The organism is Bacillus cereus group sp. MYBK195-1 (assembly GCF_051916605.1).
Lineage (GTDB): Bacteria > Bacillota > Bacilli > Bacillales > Bacillaceae_G > Bacillus_A > Bacillus_A cereus.
The window spans coordinates 362,296-383,002 of sequence record NZ_JBQAGZ010000001.1; the positions used below are offsets into that span (position 1 = coordinate 362,296).

Below are 20,707 nucleotides of genomic sequence, written 5' to 3' on the forward strand. Positions count from 1 at the left end.
CCTTGTTATCTTCTGATAACAAGGTTTTTTGTTTGTTTTAAATTAGTTGTTAATAAACTTGTCAAAGACAAAACCATAATCTTTCACATTATATTGTTTCTTCGTATCAACAAGCCAGTTAAAGGCGATCTCGTTCATCTCTTTAAATTGCTCTGCTAAGTTTACTTGTGCGTTTGAAATACGGCTGAAAGCATTAGATGCCATATCTAAACTTTTGTGTGCATATTGTAATGTAATATCGTTGTCGTATGAAATTTCTTCGATTTTAAGTAAAGCCTTATATAAATCTTTTAATTCTTCAATATGTTTTTTATGAACATCAATTGAGTAATGCTCATCGCCCATTTGAAACTTAATTTCTACATCTAAATCAATCGTTCCGGCAGTTTCAAGTGCTACGTTTTTAATTTGATATTTGCTATAACTAAAGCGGCGTAGTGTACGTTTTTTACTTGTCGCACTTGTACCATCTAGATGGAGTAATCCTTTGTTTGTGAAGCAATATTCATCTGATTTCGATTTAATTAGAAAGTAAATTTTCTCTCCATCTTCATGCATTACGTAATCATCAGCATCGACTTTATCGTAATCTTTCGGTGTAATGACAGAACCTACATCGCTTAATCCTAAAACATCGGCAGCTACTTTTTTGAACATATATAATCCCCCTTGCAAAAAAATTCTTAATTGCACAAAAATATATTAACATGATTTTAACAAAGGGTGTTCTTTTAATGAGAAAATATTGGGAGGTAAGTTAAGAAAAGGAACGAATATTATTATAAAATATGTAAAAAGGTGCTGAGAAGAAGTGTACCATCATACAAAAACAAAAGGAGATTTAGCTGTTTTAAAGGCACAAGTTGATTTGTATGAAAAAGGATACATGATTTTAATGCCACAAACAGAGCATTCGCCGTTTGATCTTGTAGTGTATAAAGACGGGAGATTTAAAAGGGTACAAGTGAAATATAGAGAATTGAATGCAAGAGGGATACTAGAAGTTAGATTCCGATCTAGTTATTCTACGACAAGCGGAGTCACTACAAAAGAAGTGAATAAAGAAGAGATAGATGTGTATTGTGTATACTGTCCTCAAACAGATTTTTGTTATTATTTCAATCCAAAAATTTTTAGTAAATCTATTAGTTTAAGAGTGGATTCTCCGAAAAATAACAAAGAGAAAAAGTTAATTTTGCAAGTGATTATAAATAAATTCCGTGAAAGCACCTCAAGCGATATGAGGTGTTTTTCAATCTCTTTTTGAAATCTTACAATTCTGTAAGGTAACTGTAAGGTAGTTCGATGGTAAGAAATTGCTAATCTTTTATAATGAAGATAACAACGATAAAACGAGGAGGCAGAAATGATGAAAGGATTAGTTGTAACGGGCTTGACGGTTGCTTTTGGATTTGTAGCGTATGAGAAATTAACGTATGTAGTTGATGTTGTGAAACATTTGATTGCTTAGAGAAAACAGCCATGAGAGGGAAAGGGAATGAGTGAATGAATGGAATGGTTATTTGGAATTATAGGTACTTGTAGTGTAGTGTTATTGTTCTTTGTCCCAAGTGGTATACTTAGTTCGACAACAAGTTTGTTCTTCTTAAGTTTGTTTGCTTGTACGATGCTTATTATTATGTTTTTAATGAAGCGAAGTAAACCAATCTTCTATTTTAGCATGATTGTTATGGCAATTATTGTTCTCCAAATTATTACCCTTGTAATATACCCCACAATTATAAAAGCTTTCCATTAATGATGAATCCTCTGCGTTTGTTGCTGGGGATTTTTACTTGTACAATTTTAATTTTTAGTAGAGATTTATTTGTATTGGAATGTAAAAATTAAATATTTTCATATTTCAAACAAATAGTTTTGGGATGTTGTGTTCTCATTACGCATTTGATATATTTACTTTGAACATAATTAAAATCAAGAAAAAGAGGCGGACGTATGGATAAAAAAGAAAATACGGTCGTATTGTTTCCGCAGCTATCAGAGCGCTATATTGATGAAGGTTTTTTAGCGCTGAAAGAGCGGAAGTTCGAAGATGCATTGCGTTGCTTTGAAATATTACGTCAGTATAATGCGGAAACGGAACAAACGGAATTAGCTTCAGTTATTTGTTTACTCGAATTAAAACGTATGGAAGAAGCGAAAGACAAATGTGAACAGTTGCTTAAAACAGGAGTTGTCTTATTTGGTGATATTCTTGAAACGTACGTGACTATTTTAGTTCAAACAAATGATTATGAAGGTGTTATTGAAACTGTTGAAAAGGTTTTACAAACGAAAGATATAATGCCTGATCAAAAGGAAAAATTAGCGCAGCTTGCTTTATTTGCAGAAGGTATGCTAAATGAGGGAGACGCATCGCTAGTGGATTCAAATTTTGAGTTGGATGAGTTTACTAATGAAATTTTTGGAGAAAACTTTGGACAGAAGCTAAGAGCGATTCAGCGACTTTCGTTAAAAGACTTAGATCTTGCATTACCTGTTTTAAAGAAATTTTTAATAGACGAAGAGCAACACCCCTATTTGAAAACTTCTATTTTGTATAAAATGATAGAAAGTCAGGTAGAAGAGGAAATAGAGGTAGAAAAGTTTGGGAATACGATTAAGGTAATTCCAGCATTTACAGGTCATAATGAGGAGCAATCCAATAACATTATACATAAATTATCAAGTCGATTAGAGCAAAATTATCCCGATATATTTGAAGCGATGGTTACATATTGGAAAGAATTGCAAATTAGCATTTTCCCATTCGCTCTATTAATGGATAAAGAAGAGATTTGGTCAGCTGTTTTAGAGAGAATTGGAAGAAAGCGTTTCGGATTGGCTATTGATGAAGAAGAGCTTATGGCAGCATACAATATCGAATTGGAAGAGTTTCATATTGCCTATCAATGGTTATTACGTGTTGAAAGAGAAGGATATTTGCCCGTATAATTATGAAAAAGAATCGTTCAGTTCTTGAAACGAGCATATTCTATGTTATAATATAAGGGTTGCAAAAGGCAGAAAACTGCCTGTTTGTAAGAGAAGAGAAGTGTAATTCTCTTACTTAATATGTTTCATATTATTCTCGAACAAAATATACCGTAGTTGTCTTCTGGGCAATTAGTAGATTGGAACATTATATCTGAAAGCTTTTGCTAGAGGATTATTTGTGTATTTGTTATTTCAAAAAAGAGATAATGAAGATCTTAATCTATAGAGGTATGTGCATACATTATTATAGTTGGAGGGAAAGAATAAATGTCTACAAAATGGGAAAAATTAGAAGGTAACGTTGGCGTTTTAACAATCGAAGTTGATGCTAAAGAAGTAAACAACTCTATCGACGCTGCGTTCAAAAAAGTAGTAAAAACAATTAACGTACCAGGTTTCCGTAAAGGAAAAATGCCTCGTCCATTATTCGAACAACGCTTTGGTATTGAATCTTTATACCAAGATGCTTTAGATATCATTTTACCAAAAGCATACGGTGAAGCGATTGAAGAAGCTGGTATCTTCCCAGTTGATCATCCTGAAATCGACATCGAGAAGTTCGAAAAAAATGCTAACCTTATCTTCACTGCAAAAGTTACAGTGAAACCTGAAGTTAAATTAGGTGAGTACAAAGGTTTAGCAGTAGAAAAAGTTGAAACAACTGTAACTGATGAAGATGTAGAGAACGAATTAAAATCTTTACAAGAGCGTCAAGCTGAACTAGTTGTTAAAGAAGAAGGAACTGTTGAAAACGGTGATACAGCTGTAATCGACTTCGAAGGTTTCGTTGATGGCGAAGCATTTGAAGGCGGAAAAGGCGAAAACTACTCTCTAGCAATCGGTTCTGGTACATTCATCCCAGGTTTCGAAGAGCAAGTAATCGGTCTTAAATCTGGTGAGTCTAAAGACGTTGAAGTATCATTCCCAGAAGAGTACCATGCTGCTGAATTAGCTGGCAAACCAGCAACATTCAAAGTAACAATTCATGAAATCAAAACAAAAGAACTTCCTGAGTTAAACGACGAGTTCGCTAAAGAAGCAGACGAAGCGGTTGCAACTCTTGATGAATTAAAAGCAAAACTTCGCACAAACTTAGAAGAAGGCAAAAAGCACGAAGCTGAGCACAAAGTACGTGACGAAGTAGTAGAATTAGCTGCTGCTAACGCTGAAATCGAAATTCCAGAAGCTATGATCAACACTGAGTTAGATCGTATGGTTCGTGAATTCGAGCAACGTTTAAGCCAACAAGGTATGAACCTTGAGCTTTACTACCAATTCACAGGTACTGACGCTGACAAATTAAAAGAGCAAATGAAAGAAGATGCACAAAAACGTGTAAGAATCAATCTTGTTCTTGAAGCTATCATTGAAGCTGAAAACATCGAAGTTACTGAAGAAGAAGTAACTGCAGAAGTTGAAAAAATGGCTGAAATGTACGGTATGCCAGTAGACGCTATCAAGCAAGCTCTTGGAAGCGTAGACGCTTTAGCTGAAGATCTTAAAGTGCGTAAAGCTGTAGACTTCTTAGTAGAAAACGCTGCATAATAAAATAACAAGGCACGATTAAAATCGTGCCTTGTTTTATAAATATAGAAATATATTTATAAAACTTTTCGATGGAGAAGGAAAAGTTCCTTTACAAGTCGAATATACATATTTCAAAAGTTTTAAAAATTTTTTATTTGTACATAACTAGTCATATTATTTGTATTTCTCGCCACGTAGTGACATAATATGTATTTACATACGATACATTTATCGTGTACATACGAAGGCAAGAGGTTAGCACTTTGTAAGGGGTGTGAAAATATGTTTAAATTTAATGATGAAAAAGGGCAATTAAAATGTTCTTTCTGTGGTAAAACACAAACGCAAGTTCGAAAGTTAGTGGCAGGTCCAGGTGTTTACATTTGTGACGAGTGTATCGAACTTTGTACTGAAATTGTACAAGAGGAGCTTGCGAAGGACGAAGAAGTAGAATTCAAAGATGTACCGAAACCGGTAGAAATTCGTGAAATCTTAGATGAGTATGTCATCGGGCAAGATAGCGCGAAAAAAGCACTAGCGGTAGCGGTATATAACCATTACAAACGCATTAATTCTAACAGCAAAATTGATGATGTAGAATTAGCGAAGAGTAATATCGCACTTATCGGGCCAACAGGTAGTGGTAAAACATTACTTGCACAAACGTTAGCGCGTATTCTAAATGTTCCATTTGCAATCGCGGACGCAACATCTTTAACAGAAGCTGGATATGTTGGTGAAGATGTAGAAAATATCTTACTAAAATTAATTCAAGCAGCTGATTATGATGTAGAGAAAGCGGAAAAAGGAATCATTTATATTGATGAGATTGATAAAGTGGCACGTAAGTCCGAAAATCCATCAATTACACGTGATGTATCTGGTGAAGGTGTGCAACAGGCACTTCTGAAAATTTTAGAAGGTACTGTAGCAAGCGTTCCACCTCAAGGTGGTCGTAAGCATCCGCACCAAGAGTTTATTCAAATTGATACAACGAACATCTTATTCATTTGTGGTGGAGCGTTTGATGGCATTGAGCCGATTATTAAACGTCGCCTTGGTGAAAAAGTAATTGGATTTGGTTCTGAGAAGAAAAATGCTGATGTAAATGAGAAGCATGTTTTATCTCACGTATTACCAGAGGATCTTTTAAGATTTGGTTTAATTCCAGAGTTTATCGGTCGTCTTCCAGTTATTGCGAACCTAGAGCCACTTGATGAAGATGCTCTTGTTGATATTTTAACGAAACCGAAAAATGCACTTGTTAAGCAATTCCAAAAACTATTGGAGCTTGACGATGTTGAGTTAGAGTTTGAAGAAGGTGCACTAATCGAAATTGCGAAAAAAGCAATTGAACGTAAAACGGGTGCTCGTGGACTTCGTTCTATTATTGAAGGCTTAATGCTTGATGTAATGTTCGAACTTCCATCTCGTAAAGATATCGAGAAGTGTATTCTTACAAAAGAAACAGTAGCTGATAATGAGCCGCCAAAATTGGTGTTACAAGACGGTACTGTACTTGATACAAAAACATCTGCATAATGCGAATGCGAAAGGGAAACAGCAATTTTTATAATTGCTGTTTTTCTTTATGTTTAGCTACGTTCCTCCGCGGAAATACTAAGAGATAAAATATTGCGGGAGGAAATAAATAATGAGCTGGACAAATATATTTTTAGTTGTTCAACTTGTTTTTGGTGTAATTGTCGGATTGTATTTCTGGCATTTACTTCGAAATCAACGAACACAAAAAGTTTCAATTGATCGAGAATCGAAAAAAGAATTAGAACAACTTCGTAAAATGCGTGAGATTTCTTTAACAGAGCCGCTAGCAGAAAAGGTGCGTCCTACAACCTTTTTAGATATTGTAGGGCAAGAGGACGGGATTAAGTCGTTAAAAGCGGCTCTTTGTGGTCCGAATCCGCAACATGTAATCATATATGGCCCACCAGGTGTTGGGAAAACAGCGGCAGCACGTCTTGTATTAGAAGAAGCGAAACGAAATCCTAAATCTCCATTTCGTACGAATGCAACATTTATTGAACTTGATGCGACAACAGCTCGGTTTGATGAACGTGGTATCGCAGACCCTTTAATTGGTTCGGTGCATGATCCGATTTATCAAGGTGCTGGGGCGATGGGGCAAGCAGGTATTCCGCAACCGAAAAAAGGTGCTGTAACAGATGCACATGGTGGTATTTTGTTTATTGATGAGATTGGCGAGCTCCATCCGATTCAAATGAACAAAATGTTAAAGGTGTTAGAAGATCGAAAAGTATTTTTAGAAAGTGCGTACTATAGTGAAGAAAATACAATGATCCCAACATATATACATGATATTTTCCAAAAAGGCTTACCGGCAGATTTTCGCTTAGTTGGAGCAACGACACGTTCGCCAGAGGAAATTCCTCCTGCTATTCGGTCACGTTGCTTAGAAGTATTTTTCCGTGAATTAGATACGGAAGAAATTCAAAAAGTAGCGAAAAATGCCGCGGAAAAAGTGGAAATGCAAATAGGTGAAAATGGTATTGAAATGATTGGGATGTATGCAAGGAATGGACGAGAAGCGATTAATCTCGTGCAAATCTCTGCGGGTATGGCGATAAATGAAGAACGTTCTTTCATTAAGGATGAAGATATAGAGTGGGTTGTTCACTCAAGTCAGCTTACACCGAAATATGAAAAGCGCATTTATCCGATTCCAAGGATTGGTCTTGTAAATGGTCTTGCTGTATACGGACCAAATACAGGTGCGTTATTAGAAATTGAAGTAACAGCAATTCCGGCGAAAGATAAAGGATCGGTAAATGTTACCGGAATTGTGGAAGAAGAAAGTATTGGTAGTCAAACGAAATCTATTCGTCGTAAAAGTATGGCGAAAGGCTCTGTTGATAATGTATTAACAGTACTTCGTTCTTTAGATGTGTTGCCAGAAGGATATGATATACATATTAATTTTCCAGGTGGTATCCCAATTGATGGACCTTCTGCGGGAATCGCTATGGCAACAGGTGTATATTCTGCGGTGCACCGCACGTATGTAAATAATGAAGTAGCGATGACAGGGGAAATAAGTATACACGGAGAAGTAAAACCTATTGGTGGCGTGTACGCAAAAATAAAAGCTGCGAAAAAAGCGGGAGCTAAGAAAGTCATTATTCCTGCTGAAAATATGCAACCATTTTTGTATACGATCAAGGGAATTGAAATTATTCCTGTTCGTAAGTTAAAAGAAGTATTTGAGTTAACGTTTATGCAAGAAAATATGCATAGAGAGCTAGATGTACATACTCACGTAGACGAAACAGATGCACAATCTATGTAAAAATAAACAATAATAAAATTTGCCAGACTTCGTTTAAGTTTGTATGCTTAATCGGAGTCTTTTTCTTTTCGTGAGGTAGAAAAACAAGCTATTTACAATTGCGCGGAATCTCAGCAATTGCATCTAGGTGTATTGTAATATAAAATAGTTGAACAGGAGTTTAATTTATTATGGAGGTGCTATGTCTAGTATGAATACGAACGAAAGAATCGTGCCCCTCCTACCATTAAGAGGCGTTCTCGTATATCCAACGATGGTTTTGCATCTTGATGTAGGACGTGATAAATCGATACAAGCACTAGAGCAGGCGGCAATGGATGAAAATATCATCTTTTTAGCAATGCAAAAAGAAATGAATATCGATGATCCGAAAGAAGATGACATATATAGTGTAGGTACAGTGGCGAAAGTGAAGCAAATGTTAAAATTGCCGAACGGTACGCTTCGTGTCCTTGTGGAAGGTTTACATAGAGCAGAAGTAATAGAGTTTATCGAAGAAGAAAATGTAGTACAAGTGTCTATTAAAACGGTAACTGAAGAAGTAGAAGATGATTTAGAAGAGAAAGCTTTTATGCGTACGTTACTGGAGTATTTCGAACAATATATTAAAGTTTCGAAAAAAGTTTCAAATGAAACTTTTGCAACGGTAGCTGATGTGGAAGAACCAGGGAGATTAGCTGATTTAATTGCTTCTCACTTGCCGATTAAAACGAAGCAGAAACAAGAGATTTTAGAGATTGTATCTGTAAAAGAACGATTACAAACACTTATTTCAATTATTCAAGATGAACAAGAGTTACTTAGTCTAGAAAAGAAAATTGGGCAAAAAGTGAAACGTTCCATGGAGCGCACGCAAAAAGAATATTTCTTACGTGAGCAAATGAAGGCGATTCAAACTGAACTTGGCGACAAAGAAGGCAAGGGCGGAGAAGTAGAAGAACTTCGTGAGAAAATTGAACAGTCAGGAATGCCGGAAGAAACAATGAAGGCTGCCCTGAAAGAATTAGATCGTTATGAAAAGTTACCAGCAAGTTCTGCGGAGAGTGGTGTTATTCGCAATTATATTGATTGGTTATTAGCGCTTCCGTGGACAGAGGCAACAGAAGATATAATTGACCTTGCTCATTCGGAAGAGATTTTAAATAACGATCATTACGGTCTTGAAAAAGTGAAAGAGCGTGTACTTGAATATTTAGCTGTACAGAAGTTAACGAATTCATTAAAAGGACCTATCCTTTGTTTAGTAGGCCCTCCTGGGGTCGGCAAAACTTCGTTAGCGCGTTCAATTGCAACATCATTGAATCGTAACTTCGTCCGTGTATCTCTTGGTGGTGTGCGTGATGAATCTGAAATTCGTGGTCACCGTCGTACATATGTTGGAGCAATGCCAGGACGCATTATTCAAGGTATGAAAAAGGCGAAAACAGTTAATCCAGTCTTCTTATTAGATGAGATTGATAAAATGTCTAACGATTTTCGTGGAGATCCATCAGCGGCATTACTTGAAGTATTAGATCCAGAACAAAACCATAACTTCAGTGATCATTACATTGAAGAACCATATGATCTATCAAAAGTTATGTTTGTAGCAACTGCTAATACACTTTCAAGTATTCCAGGTCCATTACTTGACCGTATGGAAATCATTTCGATTGCTGGCTATACAGAACTTGAAAAAGTACACATTGCTCGTGAGCATTTGTTGCCGAAACAATTAAAAGAACATGGCTTACGAAAAGGTAATTTACAAGTGCGTGATGAAGCGCTGCTTGAGATTATTCGTTATTATACACGTGAGGCTGGTGTTCGTACGCTAGAGCGCCAAATTGCAAAAGTTTGCCGTAAAGTAGCGAAGATTATCGTTACAGCAGAACGTAAACGTATCGTTGTGACAGAGAAAAAGATTGTTGATTTACTTGGTAAACACATATTCCGTTATGGGCAAGCTGAAAAAACAGACCAAGTTGGTATGGCAACAGGTCTAGCTTACACAGCAGCAGGCGGCGATACACTTGCCATTGAAGTTTCTGTAGCGCCAGGAAAAGGGAAACTAATTTTAACAGGGAAACTTGGGGATGTTATGAAAGAATCAGCACAAGCTGCGTTTAGTTATATACGTTCTCGTGCAGAAGAGCTTCAAATCGATCCGAATTTCCATGAGAAAAATGATATTCATATTCACGTTCCAGAAGGAGCAGTTCCAAAAGACGGACCGTCAGCAGGTATTACGATGGCAACGGCACTTATTTCTGCGCTAACAGGTATTCCTGTAAGTAAAGAAGTGGGTATGACAGGTGAAATTACACTTCGTGGTCGTGTATTACCAATTGGTGGTTTAAAAGAAAAAACATTAAGTGCTCACCGCGCAGGCTTAACAAAAATTATTTTGCCAGCAGAAAACGAGAAAGATTTAGATGATATTCCAGAGAGCGTAAAAGAAAACCTTACGTTTGTGCTTGCATCTCATTTAGATGAAGTATTGGAGCACGCATTAGTAGGAGTGAAACAATGAAAGTAACAAAAGCAGATATTGTAATTAGTGCTGTTAAACCAGAACAATATCCAGACAGTGATTTACCAGAAATTGCATTAGCAGGTCGTTCAAATGTGGGGAAGTCTTCCTTTATAAATAAAATTTTAAATCGTAAAAAGTTAGTGCGTATTTCTTCTAAACCAGGAAAAACGCAAACGCTGAACTTTTTCTTAATCAATGAGATGATGCACTTTGTTGACGTTCCAGGTTATGGATATGCGAAAGTATCTAAATCCGAGCGCGCTGCATGGGGGAAAATGATTGAAACGTACTTTACAACGCGTGAGCAATTAGACGCAGCTGTATTAGTAGTTGATTTACGTCACCAACCAACAAGTGATGACGTGATGATGTATGATTTCTTAAAGCATTATGAAATCCCAACAATTATTATTGCGACGAAAGCCGATAAAATTCCAAAAGGGAAATGGCAAAAGCATTTAAAAGTTGTAAAAGAAACGCTTGCTGTTGAAATTGGCGATGAAATTGTTCTATTCTCTTCTGAAACAGGACTTGGAAAAGAAGAAGCGTGGAAAGCAATTCATAAATTTACAAAAACAAAAAACGCGTGACGAATGTCGCGCGTTTTTGTTTTGCTAAATTTTTTAGCGTACGTTTAATGTAACTTCAATATTTCCTCGTGTTGCTTTCGAGTAAGGACATACACCGTGAGCCGCTTCTACAAGTTCTTGTGCTTCGTTATGTGAAACGCCAGCCACATGTACATCAAGTACAGCAGATAGGCCGAAACCACCATCTGTATCTTTTCCGATAGAAACGTGAGCAGTTACTTCTGTACTTTCTACTTTCACACGTTTTGTACGAATGACAAGTTGTAATGCACTATCGAAACAAGCTGCATAACCAGCTGCAAATAGTTGTTCTGGATTTGTTGCTTCTCCGCCTGCACCACCTAGTGCTTTCGGCATTTTTACATCAAGATTTAATATGCCATCATCTGAAACTACTTTCCCATTTCTTCCACCTGTTGCTGTTACTGAAGCAGTATATAATTTATCCATATTTATTCCCCTTTTCCATCATTAATTGTTTTCATTGTGTCAATTAGTTTATTTAGCTGAATTAATAAAGAGCGATATTCTTGCTCTGTAATTCCTAAGTTTGTAGCCATCGTTGTCGGTAATGAACAAGCCTTTTCCTTTAAATCTTTGCCTTGTTCTGTTAATTCAATACAAACTTTTCGCTCGTCTTCTTTGGAACGAACACGTTTTACAAGTTTTAATGATTCCATGCGTTTTAACATAGGTGTTAACGTACCAGAATCTAAAAATAGACGTTCTCCAATTTCTTTTACTGTTAGTCCATCTTGCTCCCATAGTACGAGTAAAGTAATGTACTGGGGATACGTAATACCAATTTCTTCTAAATAAGGTCGATAAAAACGAGTAACCTCTCTAGAGCAGGCGTAAATAGAAAAACAAAGTTGGTTATCTAGATGCAAAGAGTCCTCTGTCATAAATAACTCCCTTCTAATTAAGTTGTGCACAATTTAATTTCGTAAAACCAATATAACGAAAAAGAAATACAATGTCAAATACATTGTATTGAGAAAGTCTTTGTTGCATTTTGGAACAATCATACATATTTTCCTTCATGATGAAAGAAGATAGGGAAGATGATGTTATAATTTATATGGAATAGTTTCCATCACTTGATTATGAGGGCTTTTTTTGGTAACGTACAAATAGAGTTATTAATTTATAATCATTATAAAGTAGAAGTTTTTTTTATTAGTGTTACTGAATCTCCTTTATTACATACGGAGAATAATTAAAAAATAATCAGTTGTTCACACGATTGTCAGATTCATAAGAGGAAAGTTGTATTATGATAGTAGATAAAGTGATAAAACGGGTGAAGGGGGACATGCTGCGTGCATATTCTTGTTGTTAGTGTAAATTATCGAACAGCCCCTGTAGAATTTCGTGAGAAACTCACATTTCAGGCAGCAGAACTAGAGCGAGCGATGACTACATTACAAAATCAAAAGAGCGTGTTAGAGAATGTCATTGTATCAACTTGTAATCGCACTGAGATTTATGCTGTTGTCGATCAATTACACACGGGACGGTATTATATTAAGAAGTTTTTAGCTGATTGGTTTCAGCTTGAAATAGAAGAAGTCGCGCCATATTTAACTATTTTTGAACAAGATGGTGCAATAGATCATTTATTCCGCGTAACGTGCGGTTTAGATTCTATGGTAGTCGGAGAAACGCAGATTTTAGGTCAAATAAAAGATAGCTTTTTAGAAGCGCAACAAGTTAAAGCAACAGGCACAATTTTTAATGAATTGTTTAAGCAAGTCATTACATTAGCAAAACGTGCCCACTCAGAAACAACAATCGGGGAAAGTGCGATGTCTGTTAGTTATGCTGCTGTTGAGCTTGGAAAGAAAATATTTGGCGAGTTAACAGATTGTCATGTGCTTATTCTTGGTGCTGGTAAAATGGGCGAACTTGCACTGCAAAACTTATATGGAAGTGGTGCTCGTAAAGTAACAGTTATGAATAGGACGCTTTCGAAAGCAGAAGTAATGGCTGAGAAATATATGGGACATGCAAAATCGTTAAGCGAATTACAATGTGCATTATTAGAAGCAGATATTTTAATTAGTTCAACTGGTGCATCTGAGTATGTCATTACGAAAGAGATGATGACAAAGGTGGAGAAAATGCGCTGTGGTCGCCCTTTGTTTATGGTTGACATTGCAGTGCCACGTGATATTGATCCAGCGATTGATGAGCTAGAAGGTTCTTTCTTGTATGATATTGATGATTTACAAGGAGTAGTGGAGGCAAACCGTGCTGAGCGTTTGAAAGAAGCAGAGAAAATTCAATTTATGATTGAAGAGGAAATTGTTCTATTTAAAACGTGGTTAAGTACACTTGGTGTTGTTCCATTAATATCAGCTCTTCGTGATAAGGCACTTGCAATCCAAAGTGAAACGATGGTAAGCCTAGAGCGAAAAATACCAAACCTTAGTGATCGCGAGAAAAAAGTTATTAGTAAGCATACGAAAAGTATTATTAATCAATTATTAAAAGACCCAATTTTAGTAGCGAAAGAAATAGCTGCTGAAGAGGGAGCGAGCGAAAAATTAGCGTTATTTGCGAAGATTTTCGATTTAGAAACGGAAGACGTAGAGAATTGTGCGGAAGAAGTAGAACATAAAAAAGTGTGGACACCATCCGTTCCATCTTTATAATTTGGAAGGATGATCGGATGAGTTTTTTAAATAACAGTATTATTTATCATATTGCAATTATTTTATATGCTTGTAGCATTAGTTTATATTTTATAGATTATTTCCAAAGTAACCGAAAGGCGAACCGATTTGCTTTTTGGTTACTTTCGATTGTATGGGTCCTGCAGTCTATTTTTATGTTACTTAGGGCTACAGATTCAGAAACGAATCCTATTTTAACTTTATTATCAGGGATATATTTTTATGTTTGGTTATTGATTACGATGTCGTTAGTCATTAATCGATTTATGAGAATTGACTTTTTAGTCTTTTTTACAAATGTTGTTGCATTTGGCGTAAGCGCTTTTTCTATTTTTACACCGCTCGGAAAGATGTCGCCAGTACTTGCGGAACAATTAGTTTCAGAACTTGTATATGTGCATGTCGGTATGGCAATTATTTCTTACGCAACGTTTACTGTATCGTTCATTTTTTCTATTATGTACTTATTACAATATCGCCTATTAAAAAAGAAAAAATGGAATGCGAGATTAAGAAGATTAGGGAATTTACCGAAGCTAGAATCTATGTCTTACGGATTAAATTTATTTTCTGTTCCATTTTTCTTACTAGCAATTTTATTGGGTTGTATATGGGGATATACAAAATTGGACAATTTCCATTGGTATGATACGAAAGTAATCGGATCTTTTGTCGTTCTATTTGTGTATTGCACAGGTTTATATTTACGAGCGGCAGATGTGTTGCAAGGTAAGAAAATTGTACAGTGGAATATCGGATCGTTTCTCGTAATGCTAGTAAACATTTTTCTATTAAGCAGTTTATCCAATTTCCACTTTTGGTATTTATAATGAGGAGAGAGAATTATGCGCAAAATTATTGTAGGATCACGAAAGAGTAAACTAGCATTAACGCAAACAAACTGGTTTATTGATCAGTTAAAAGCCCTAGGTCTACCATATGAATTTGAAGTGAAAGAAATTGTCACAAAAGGTGATGTTATTTTAGATGTTACTCTTTCAAAAGTAGGCGGCAAAGGCTTGTTTGTAAAAGAGATTGAACACGCGCTACTTACGAAAGAAATCGATATGGCTGTACATAGTATGAAAGATATGCCAGCCGTACTTCCAGAAGGTTTAATGATTGGCTGTACACCAAAGCGTGTTGACCCTCGTGATGCTTTTATCTCAAAAAATGGAGCATCGTTTAAAGAGTTAGCGGAAGGTGCTATTTTAGGTACGAGTAGTTTAAGACGTAGTGCACAGCTACTCGCTGCGAGACCAGATTTACAAGTGAAGTGGATTCGCGGGAATATCGATACACGTTTACGTAAATTAAAAGAAGAAGATTACGATGCGATTATTTTAGCGACAGCTGGATTACAAAGAATGGGCTGGGATGATGAAGTTATTACAGAACATTTAGATGAAACGTTATGTGTACCTGCTGTAGGACAAGGTGCATTAGCGATTGAGTGTCGTGAGGATGATAAGGATTTATTGCAGTTGTTAGCGCATATTAATGATGCGATAACAGAAAGAACAGTGGCGGCGGAGCGAGTATTTCTTCATAAACTTGAAGGTGGATGCCAAGTTCCAATCGCTGGATATGCAACCCTTACAGAAAACGATGCAATCGAATTAACAGCTCTTGTCGGCTCTATGGATGGCTCTGTTTTATTAAAAGAGACAGTAGTGGGTACTGATCCTGAGGAAGTAGGATTAGAGGCCGCGGACCGTTTAATTAAGCAAGGCGCCAAAGAACTCATTCTTGCTGCAAATAAGGAGCAACAATAAATATGAACGTTCTCGCTGGAAAAACGGTATTGATTACACGTGCCCAGCATCAAGCGAAACAAATGAGTGTAGCAGTGAAAGAAAAGAGCGGAATTCCATTGGAAATTCCGCTTTTGCGTATGGAAGGTATGTCTCATAGGCAAATTCAACATATTGAAGAGCAGCTACATTCATACGACTGGGTTATTTTTACGAGCAGAAATGGTGTAGCTTTTTTTCTAGATAGTTTAAAAAAGAAACTACCACTAACCATTAAAATCGCTGCGGTAGGTGTGAAAACAAAATTAGAGTTAGAAAAAAGGGGCTATCAAGTTCATTTTGTTCCGACTTCATTTGTTGCAGAAGCATTTGCAGAAGAGTTTCTAAAAGAATTAAGTGGAAATGAACGTATTTTATTTCCGAAAGGGAATTTAGCAAGAGAGGTAATTCCGGTTGCACTTCGGGAAATTGGTGTTTCTCTAGATGAGCTAACCGTATACGGTACGAAAGTGAATATAGAAAAAAAGCAAGAGCTTATAGCGGCATTGAAGTTAGGGAAAGTAGACATTATTACATTTACGAGCCCTTCAACTGTTACTAGTTTTGTTCGTTTACTTGAGGGTACAAACTGGAGAGAATGGACAAAAAAATGTACAATTGCTTGTATAGGACCTATTACGGAAAAAGAGGCAAGTCTTTATTTTCCGTCTGTTATTGTGCCGAAAGAGTACACTGTAGAAGCATTACTACAATATGTTTGTGAATCTATAAAATGAAAGAATGGGGATAGAAATCTATGAACTCTTTACAATTTAATCGTCATCGTCGTTTAAGACAAAGCGGGGGCATGCGTGCGCTTGTGCGTGAAACGTTTTTACATACGGAAGATTTTATTTACCCTATTTTTGTATTAGAAGGTGAAAATGTTCGTAATGAAGTTCCTTCTATGCCAGGCGTATATCAAATGTCTTTAGATTTATTGCAAGCTGAAATGCAAGAAGTTGTTGATTTAGGTATTCGTTCTGTTATTGTATTTGGTTTACCTGCTGAAAAGGATGAAGTTGGATCATCAGCATATTGTGATCATGGAATTGTACAACGTGCTATTCAGCAAATTAAAGGTGATTTCCCTGAGCTAGTAGTAGTTGCAGACACATGTTTATGTCAATTTACAAGCCATGGTCATTGCGGTGTAATTGAAGATGGTATTATTTTAAATGACGAGTCTCTTGCAGTTCTTGCGAAAACAGCTGTAAGTCAAGCGAAAGCAGGAGCGGACATTATTGCGCCATCAAACATGATGGACGGCTTTGTAACAGCAATTCGCCATGCATTAGACGAAAATGGTTTTGGACACGTGCCAGTTATGTCGTACGCTGTGAAATATTCATCAGCATTTTATGGACCATTCCGTGATGCTGCGCACGGTGCACCGCAATTTGGTGACCGTAAAACATATCAAATGGATCCGGCAAACCGTATGGAAGCATTCCGTGAAGCAGAATCAGATGTAATGGAAGGTGCAGATTTCTTAATCGTAAAACCAGCTCTTTCTTACTTAGATATCGTTCGTGATGTGAAAAACAACTTTAATTTACCAGTTGTCGCTTATAATGTAAGTGGTGAATATTCGATGATTAAAGCGGCAGCGCAAAATGGTTGGATTAATGAAAAAGAAGTTGTTCTTGAAAAATTAATTAGTATGAAACGTGCAGGAGCAGATTTAATTATTACGTATCATGCAAAAGATGCAGCAAGATGGTTACAAGAAGGAGGCGCTAAATAATGAAAAAGTTTGATAAGTCAATTGCAGCGTTTGAAGAGGCGCAAGACTTAATGCCTGGTGGCGTAAATAGCCCGGTTCGTGCCTTTAAGTCTGTTGGGATGAATCCGTTGTTTATGGAGCGTGGAAAAGGCTCTAAAGTATATGATATCGATGGGAATGAATACATCGACTACGTATTATCATGGGGTCCTTTAATTCATGGTCATGCAAATGATCGTGTTGTAGAAGCGTTAAAATCTGTTGCTGAAAGAGGTACAAGCTTCGGTGCACCAACAGAAATTGAAAATAAATTAGCAAAACTTGTTATTGAGCGCGTGCCATCAATTGAGATTGTGCGTATGGTTAACTCTGGAACGGAAGCAACAATGAGTGCACTACGTTTAGCTCGTGGTTATACAGGTCGTAATAAAATCTTGAAATTTATCGGTTGTTACCACGGTCATGGTGATTCGTTATTAATTAAAGCTGGTTCTGGTGTGGCGACTTTAGGTTTACCAGATAGTCCTGGTGTACCAGAAGGTGTAGCGAAAAATACGATTACAGTAGCTTATAACGATTTAGAAAGCGTAAAATACGCGTTTGAACAATTCGGTGATGATATTGCTTGTGTAATTGTAGAACCAGTAGCAGGAAATATGGGGGTTGTTCCTCCGCAGCCTGGATTTTTAGAAGGTCTTCGTGAAGTAACAGAACAAAACGGTGCATTGCTTATTTTTGATGAAGTAATGACAGGGTTCCGAGTAGCTTATAATTGTGGCCAAGGTTATTATGGCGTAACGCCTGATTTAACATGCTTAGGTAAAGTAATCGGTGGTGGTTTACCAGTAGGAGCATACGGTGGTAAAGCGGAAATTATGCGCCAAGTTGCGCCAAGCGGACCAATTTACCAAGCTGGTACTTTATCAGGTAACCCACTTGCAATGGCGGCAGGTTATGAAACGTTAGTACAGTTAACGCCAGAATCATATGTAGAATTTGAGCGTAAAGCTGAAATGTTAGAAGCTGGATTACGTAAAGCAGCTGAAAAACATGGCATTCCGCACCATATTAACCGTGCAGGCTCTATGATTGGTATTTTCTTTACAGATGAACCCGTTATTAATTACGATGCAGCAAAATCTTCAAACTTAGAATTCTTTGCGGCTTACTATCGTGAAATGGTAGAACAAGGTGTATTCTTACCACCATCTCAATTCGAAGGTTTATTCTTATCGACAGCACATAGTGATGCAGATATTGAAGCGACGATTGCAGCAGCTGAAATTGCAATGTCAAAATTAAAAGCGTAATGTATTAGAGAAAATCGCTCTCCATAAGGGGAGCGATTTTTTTTATTCATAAAGTAAGCTTTCCGCACATAAATCTGTAATGACATATAGTTTGGGAGGGGGAAAAGAAGTGGCTGCAGATCATTCATTACGATTTTCATTAAAAGAATCTGTGTGGTTCCAAAAAGGACAGGAAGTCGAAGAACTTTTGTCAATTTCGTTAGATCCAGACGTTGAGATAGAAGAGCTTGATCATGAAGTAATCGTGAGAGGACAATTAGATTTAACGGGAGAGTATGTTGCACGAAAAGATGATTCGGCGTATTCATTAAGAGAACTATCGCCAGCAAAGTCAATTGATTATGTAGAAACAAGAGAAGATGGGGTTAATGAACTTGTTCATTCCTTTCCACTTGAAATATCAATTCCGAGAAATCGAGTGAAAGTAATTGAAGAGCTATATGTATCAATCGAGGAATTTGATTATGAATTAAAGGAAAATGGTTGCTTACAATTATTAGCGGATATATCTATTACCGGTTTGTGTGATGAAGAGAGAGGCGAGGATGAAGTTGAAGAGGAAGAAACGGTGTATGCTGAGTTAGAAGAAGATTCAGCGCAAGAGGATGAAAATAGACCGGCGCCGCATGTAGAAGAACCGGCATATAAGGAATCAGATGAGTGGGAAGATTACGCATTTGAACCGTTCCAATTAGAGGAAAGAAAAGAGCAGGAATTAGAAGAAGAGAAAATAGAAGAACATGAATTTGTGGAACGTGAAGAGGAGCAAGAAACAACGCCGCAATTTGAACTGTTCGGACGAAAAGATTTCAAGAAAGAAAAAGCGAAAAAGCAGGAAGAACAAGAAGAAGAGTACTCACAGCGAGATGAAAATGCGCTTTATTTAACAAAACTATTTACGAAAGAACCGGAAGAAGAATTTACAAAGTTAAGAATGTATTTCGTGCAAGAAGGAGATACAATTGAATCTATTGCAGACCGTTATGAAACGTCTGTACAAAATTTATACCGTGTTAATCAAACAGAAGATATATTTTTAAATACGGGGCAAATTATTTATATTCCCGTTTCAAGGGTAAAGACGAAATAAGGAAGTGAGTGTTTTCACTCACTTCCTTTCTTAGAGGCTATGTTTTGAATAGAAAGGGTTATTCGTATGGATATTGAGTTGCGAAATCACTATGAACCTATCGTGAGGCAATATAGATTGGATACGCAGCATATGGAAGAGCACGGAAATGTAATGAAAATTTATACGAATCAAGGTCCATATGCACTCAAGAAAATAGAAGGCAGAAAGTTAGAGCGGAATAACTTTCTGCATCATATTCAATATTTGAAGGAGAAAGGTTTTTCAAATTATGTACCTATATATCATGCGACGGATGGAAGTTATATTTTAAGTGACGGGACGTATAATTATTATTTAATGCCTTGGTTAGAACGTGCAGAAGGAAACGGTGAGGACAATGATCAATACCATAAAATGTTTCAGACACTTGGAACGTTGCATCAAAAAACTGTGAAGGAAGAAACGTATACGGAAGAAGATTTAGAAAAACATTATACAAGTATATCCGATCGTTGGGAAAATGATGGTGAGATGTTAGAAGAGTTTCTCGTAGAATCTGAATCAAAATGGTATATGTCCCCGTTTGAATTGCAATATTGTACGTACTATCATCATGTAATGAGAGCGCGTGAATTTGCAACGAAGCAATTAAATGAGTGGAACGATGCGATGAAAGAAAAAGAGAAAACGCGTATTACTTTTGTGCATGGTAATGTGTCACTTAATCATTTTTTATTTGACTATGAGCGGAATGGCTATTTTATTAGTTTAGAAAAATCGAAGTTTGCAACGCCTGTGCAAGATATAGTAGGTTTTTATTCACGGTCTTTAAACACATATCCAATCGCAAGAAGTGATCGGTTTGAATGGTTTCAAATGTATCAAAAAAATTTCCCTTTTACGAAAGAAGAGCAACTACTTATGTTTGCGTATATGACGTATCCATCGCAATTTATTCGGCAAATCCAGTCCTATAAGAAAAGAAGAGATAATCGCAACGAGGAAAATGAACTGCGCGGAGTAAAGAGTTTGCAACAATCGCATTGGCTCGTTAGCAATATAGAATATTTCCTGTCACAATTACAAGCTGCCCAGCAAGGGAACGGATAAAGTAAAGGCATTCCCCGCTGATGATTAGCCTTCACCAATTGGGCGTTTACGGGCACCAGGGCTC

At 36.7% G+C, this 20,707-nt stretch carries 18 protein-coding genes and 1 pseudogene; 16 read left to right on the forward strand and 3 right to left on the reverse strand.

Annotated features, from left to right (window positions below):
* Window positions 1-42 precede the first annotated feature (42 nt).
* A complete protein-coding gene (locus tag ACTFRY_RS02020; protein WP_000475205.1) occupies window positions 43-657 on the reverse strand; it encodes a PH domain-containing protein in 615 nt (204 codons plus the stop codon).
* 154 nt (window positions 658-811) lie between these two features.
* Here ACTFRY_RS02020 and ACTFRY_RS02025 point away from each other — a divergent pair.
* From ACTFRY_RS02025 to ysxC, 8 genes and pseudogenes are all read left to right on the forward strand, one after another.
* Window positions 812-1,215: pseudogene (locus tag ACTFRY_RS02025) on the forward strand (group I intron-associated PD-(D/E)XK endonuclease).
* 295 nt (window positions 1,216-1,510) lie between these two features.
* Entirely contained in the window at window positions 1,511-1,759 is a 249-nt protein-coding gene (locus tag ACTFRY_RS02030; RefSeq protein ID WP_001983650.1) for a hypothetical protein, read from the forward strand.
* 197 nt (window positions 1,760-1,956) lie between these two features.
* On the forward strand, window positions 1,957-2,955 hold the full coding sequence (locus ACTFRY_RS02035) for a hypothetical protein (protein ID WP_000358274.1): 999 nt from the start codon (window positions 1,957-1,959) through the stop codon (window positions 2,953-2,955).
* Window positions 2,956-3,264: 309 nt separating this feature from the next.
* The gene (tig, locus tag ACTFRY_RS02040; protein WP_000105215.1) at window positions 3,265-4,542 is read left to right on the forward strand and encodes a trigger factor; all 1,278 of its coding nucleotides are present in this window, start codon (window positions 3,265-3,267) and stop codon (window positions 4,540-4,542) included.
* Window positions 4,543-4,806: 264 nt separating this feature from the next.
* Complete coding sequence (gene clpX / locus ACTFRY_RS02045; protein ID WP_000472289.1) at window positions 4,807-6,066, forward strand: ATP-dependent protease ATP-binding subunit ClpX; 1,260 nt, start codon at window positions 4,807-4,809, stop codon at window positions 6,064-6,066.
* Between the two features lie 112 nt (window positions 6,067-6,178).
* Window positions 6,179-7,849: an ATP-dependent protease LonB gene (lonB, locus tag ACTFRY_RS02050; RefSeq protein ID WP_000119179.1), complete on the forward strand. Its 1,671-nt coding sequence runs from the start codon at window positions 6,179-6,181 to the stop codon at window positions 7,847-7,849.
* A 181-nt stretch (window positions 7,850-8,030) separates the two neighbouring features.
* A complete protein-coding gene (gene lon / locus ACTFRY_RS02055) occupies window positions 8,031-10,361 on the forward strand; it encodes an endopeptidase La (RefSeq protein WP_044796517.1) in 2,331 nt (776 codons plus the stop codon).
* Window positions 10,358-10,954: a ribosome biogenesis GTP-binding protein YsxC gene (gene ysxC / locus ACTFRY_RS02060; RefSeq protein WP_000869116.1), complete on the forward strand. Its 597-nt coding sequence runs from the start codon at window positions 10,358-10,360 to the stop codon at window positions 10,952-10,954. The genes lon and ysxC overlap by 4 nt, the downstream gene beginning before the upstream one ends.
* Window positions 10,955-10,987: 33 nt before the next feature.
* Here the strand turns inward: ysxC and ACTFRY_RS02065 are convergent, their stop codons facing one another.
* Together ACTFRY_RS02065 and ACTFRY_RS02070 are read right to left on the reverse strand one after the other, a co-directional pair.
* Complete coding sequence (locus tag ACTFRY_RS02065) at window positions 10,988-11,404, reverse strand: organic hydroperoxide resistance protein (RefSeq protein ID WP_000359779.1); 417 nt, start codon at window positions 11,402-11,404, stop codon at window positions 10,988-10,990.
* 2 nt (window positions 11,405-11,406) lie between these two features.
* On the reverse strand, window positions 11,407-11,859 hold the full coding sequence (locus tag ACTFRY_RS02070) for a MarR family winged helix-turn-helix transcriptional regulator (protein ID WP_098617008.1): 453 nt from the start codon (window positions 11,857-11,859) through the stop codon (window positions 11,407-11,409).
* Between the two features lie 417 nt (window positions 11,860-12,276).
* Between ACTFRY_RS02070 and hemA the strand changes: the two genes are divergently transcribed.
* The 8 genes from hemA to ysxE all read left to right on the forward strand — a co-directional run bounded on the left by hemA (window position 12,277) and on the right by ysxE (window position 20,643).
* Window positions 12,277-13,611, forward strand: coding sequence for a glutamyl-tRNA reductase (hemA, locus tag ACTFRY_RS02075; RefSeq protein ID WP_000547864.1), 1,335 nt, complete (start codon window positions 12,277-12,279; stop codon window positions 13,609-13,611).
* Window positions 13,612-13,628: 17 nt separating this feature from the next.
* On the forward strand, window positions 13,629-14,462 hold the full coding sequence (locus ACTFRY_RS02080; RefSeq protein ID WP_000008999.1) for a cytochrome c biogenesis protein: 834 nt from the start codon (window positions 13,629-13,631) through the stop codon (window positions 14,460-14,462).
* A 15-nt stretch (window positions 14,463-14,477) separates the two neighbouring features.
* Window positions 14,478-15,407 (forward strand): hydroxymethylbilane synthase, encoded by a 930-nt coding sequence (hemC, locus tag ACTFRY_RS02085; protein WP_001226399.1) that lies wholly within the window; start codon window positions 14,478-14,480, stop codon window positions 15,405-15,407.
* 2 nt (window positions 15,408-15,409) lie between these two features.
* A complete protein-coding gene (gene hemD, locus ACTFRY_RS02090) occupies window positions 15,410-16,162 on the forward strand; it encodes a uroporphyrinogen-III synthase (protein WP_044796518.1) in 753 nt (250 codons plus the stop codon).
* Window positions 16,163-16,182: 20 nt separating this feature from the next.
* The gene (gene hemB, locus ACTFRY_RS02095; protein ID WP_001087065.1) at window positions 16,183-17,172 is read left to right on the forward strand and encodes a porphobilinogen synthase; all 990 of its coding nucleotides are present in this window, start codon (window positions 16,183-16,185) and stop codon (window positions 17,170-17,172) included.
* Window positions 17,172-18,461, forward strand: coding sequence for a glutamate-1-semialdehyde 2,1-aminomutase (hemL, locus tag ACTFRY_RS02100; protein WP_000712943.1), 1,290 nt, complete (start codon window positions 17,172-17,174; stop codon window positions 18,459-18,461). The genes hemB and hemL overlap by 1 nt, the downstream gene beginning before the upstream one ends.
* 79 nt (window positions 18,462-18,540) lie before the next feature.
* On the forward strand, window positions 18,541-19,551 hold the full coding sequence (gene spoVID, locus ACTFRY_RS02105; RefSeq protein ID WP_128267123.1) for a stage VI sporulation protein D: 1,011 nt from the start codon (window positions 18,541-18,543) through the stop codon (window positions 19,549-19,551).
* A 66-nt stretch (window positions 19,552-19,617) separates the two neighbouring features.
* Window positions 19,618-20,643, forward strand: a complete 1,026-nt coding sequence (gene ysxE / locus ACTFRY_RS02110; protein ID WP_000350658.1) for a spore coat protein YsxE — start codon at window positions 19,618-19,620, stop codon at window positions 20,641-20,643.
* Window positions 20,644-20,707: the final 64 nt, after the last annotated feature.

Coding starts and splice junctions, on each gene's coding strand:
- ACTFRY_RS02020 (WP_000475205.1), bottom strand. CDS start 657: ATGTTCAAAAAAGTAGCTGCCGATGTTTTAGGATTAAGCGATGTAGGT.
- ACTFRY_RS02030 (WP_001983650.1), top strand. CDS start 1,511: ATGGAATGGTTATTTGGAATTATAGGTACTTGTAGTGTAGTGTTATTG.
- ACTFRY_RS02035 (WP_000358274.1), top strand. CDS start 1,957: ATGGATAAAAAAGAAAATACGGTCGTATTGTTTCCGCAGCTATCAGAG.
- tig (WP_000105215.1), top strand. CDS start 3,265: ATGTCTACAAAATGGGAAAAATTAGAAGGTAACGTTGGCGTTTTAACA.
- clpX (WP_000472289.1), top strand. CDS start 4,807: ATGTTTAAATTTAATGATGAAAAAGGGCAATTAAAATGTTCTTTCTGT.
- lonB (WP_000119179.1), top strand. CDS start 6,179: ATGAGCTGGACAAATATATTTTTAGTTGTTCAACTTGTTTTTGGTGTA.
- lon (WP_044796517.1), top strand. CDS start 8,031: ATGTCTAGTATGAATACGAACGAAAGAATCGTGCCCCTCCTACCATTA.
- ysxC (WP_000869116.1), top strand. CDS start 10,358: ATGAAAGTAACAAAAGCAGATATTGTAATTAGTGCTGTTAAACCAGAA.
- ACTFRY_RS02065 (WP_000359779.1), bottom strand. CDS start 11,404: ATGGATAAATTATATACTGCTTCAGTAACAGCAACAGGTGGAAGAAAT.
- ACTFRY_RS02070 (WP_098617008.1), bottom strand. CDS start 11,859: ATGACAGAGGACTCTTTGCATCTAGATAACCAACTTTGTTTTTCTATT.
- ACTFRY_RS02080 (WP_000008999.1), top strand. CDS start 13,629: ATGAGTTTTTTAAATAACAGTATTATTTATCATATTGCAATTATTTTA.
- hemC (WP_001226399.1), top strand. CDS start 14,478: ATGCGCAAAATTATTGTAGGATCACGAAAGAGTAAACTAGCATTAACG.
- hemD (WP_044796518.1), top strand. CDS start 15,410: ATGAACGTTCTCGCTGGAAAAACGGTATTGATTACACGTGCCCAGCAT.
- hemB (WP_001087065.1), top strand. CDS start 16,183: ATGAACTCTTTACAATTTAATCGTCATCGTCGTTTAAGACAAAGCGGG.
- hemL (WP_000712943.1), top strand. CDS start 17,172: ATGAAAAAGTTTGATAAGTCAATTGCAGCGTTTGAAGAGGCGCAAGAC.
- spoVID (WP_128267123.1), top strand. CDS start 18,541: ATGACATATAGTTTGGGAGGGGGAAAAGAAGTGGCTGCAGATCATTCA.
- ysxE (WP_000350658.1), top strand. CDS start 19,618: ATGGATATTGAGTTGCGAAATCACTATGAACCTATCGTGAGGCAATAT.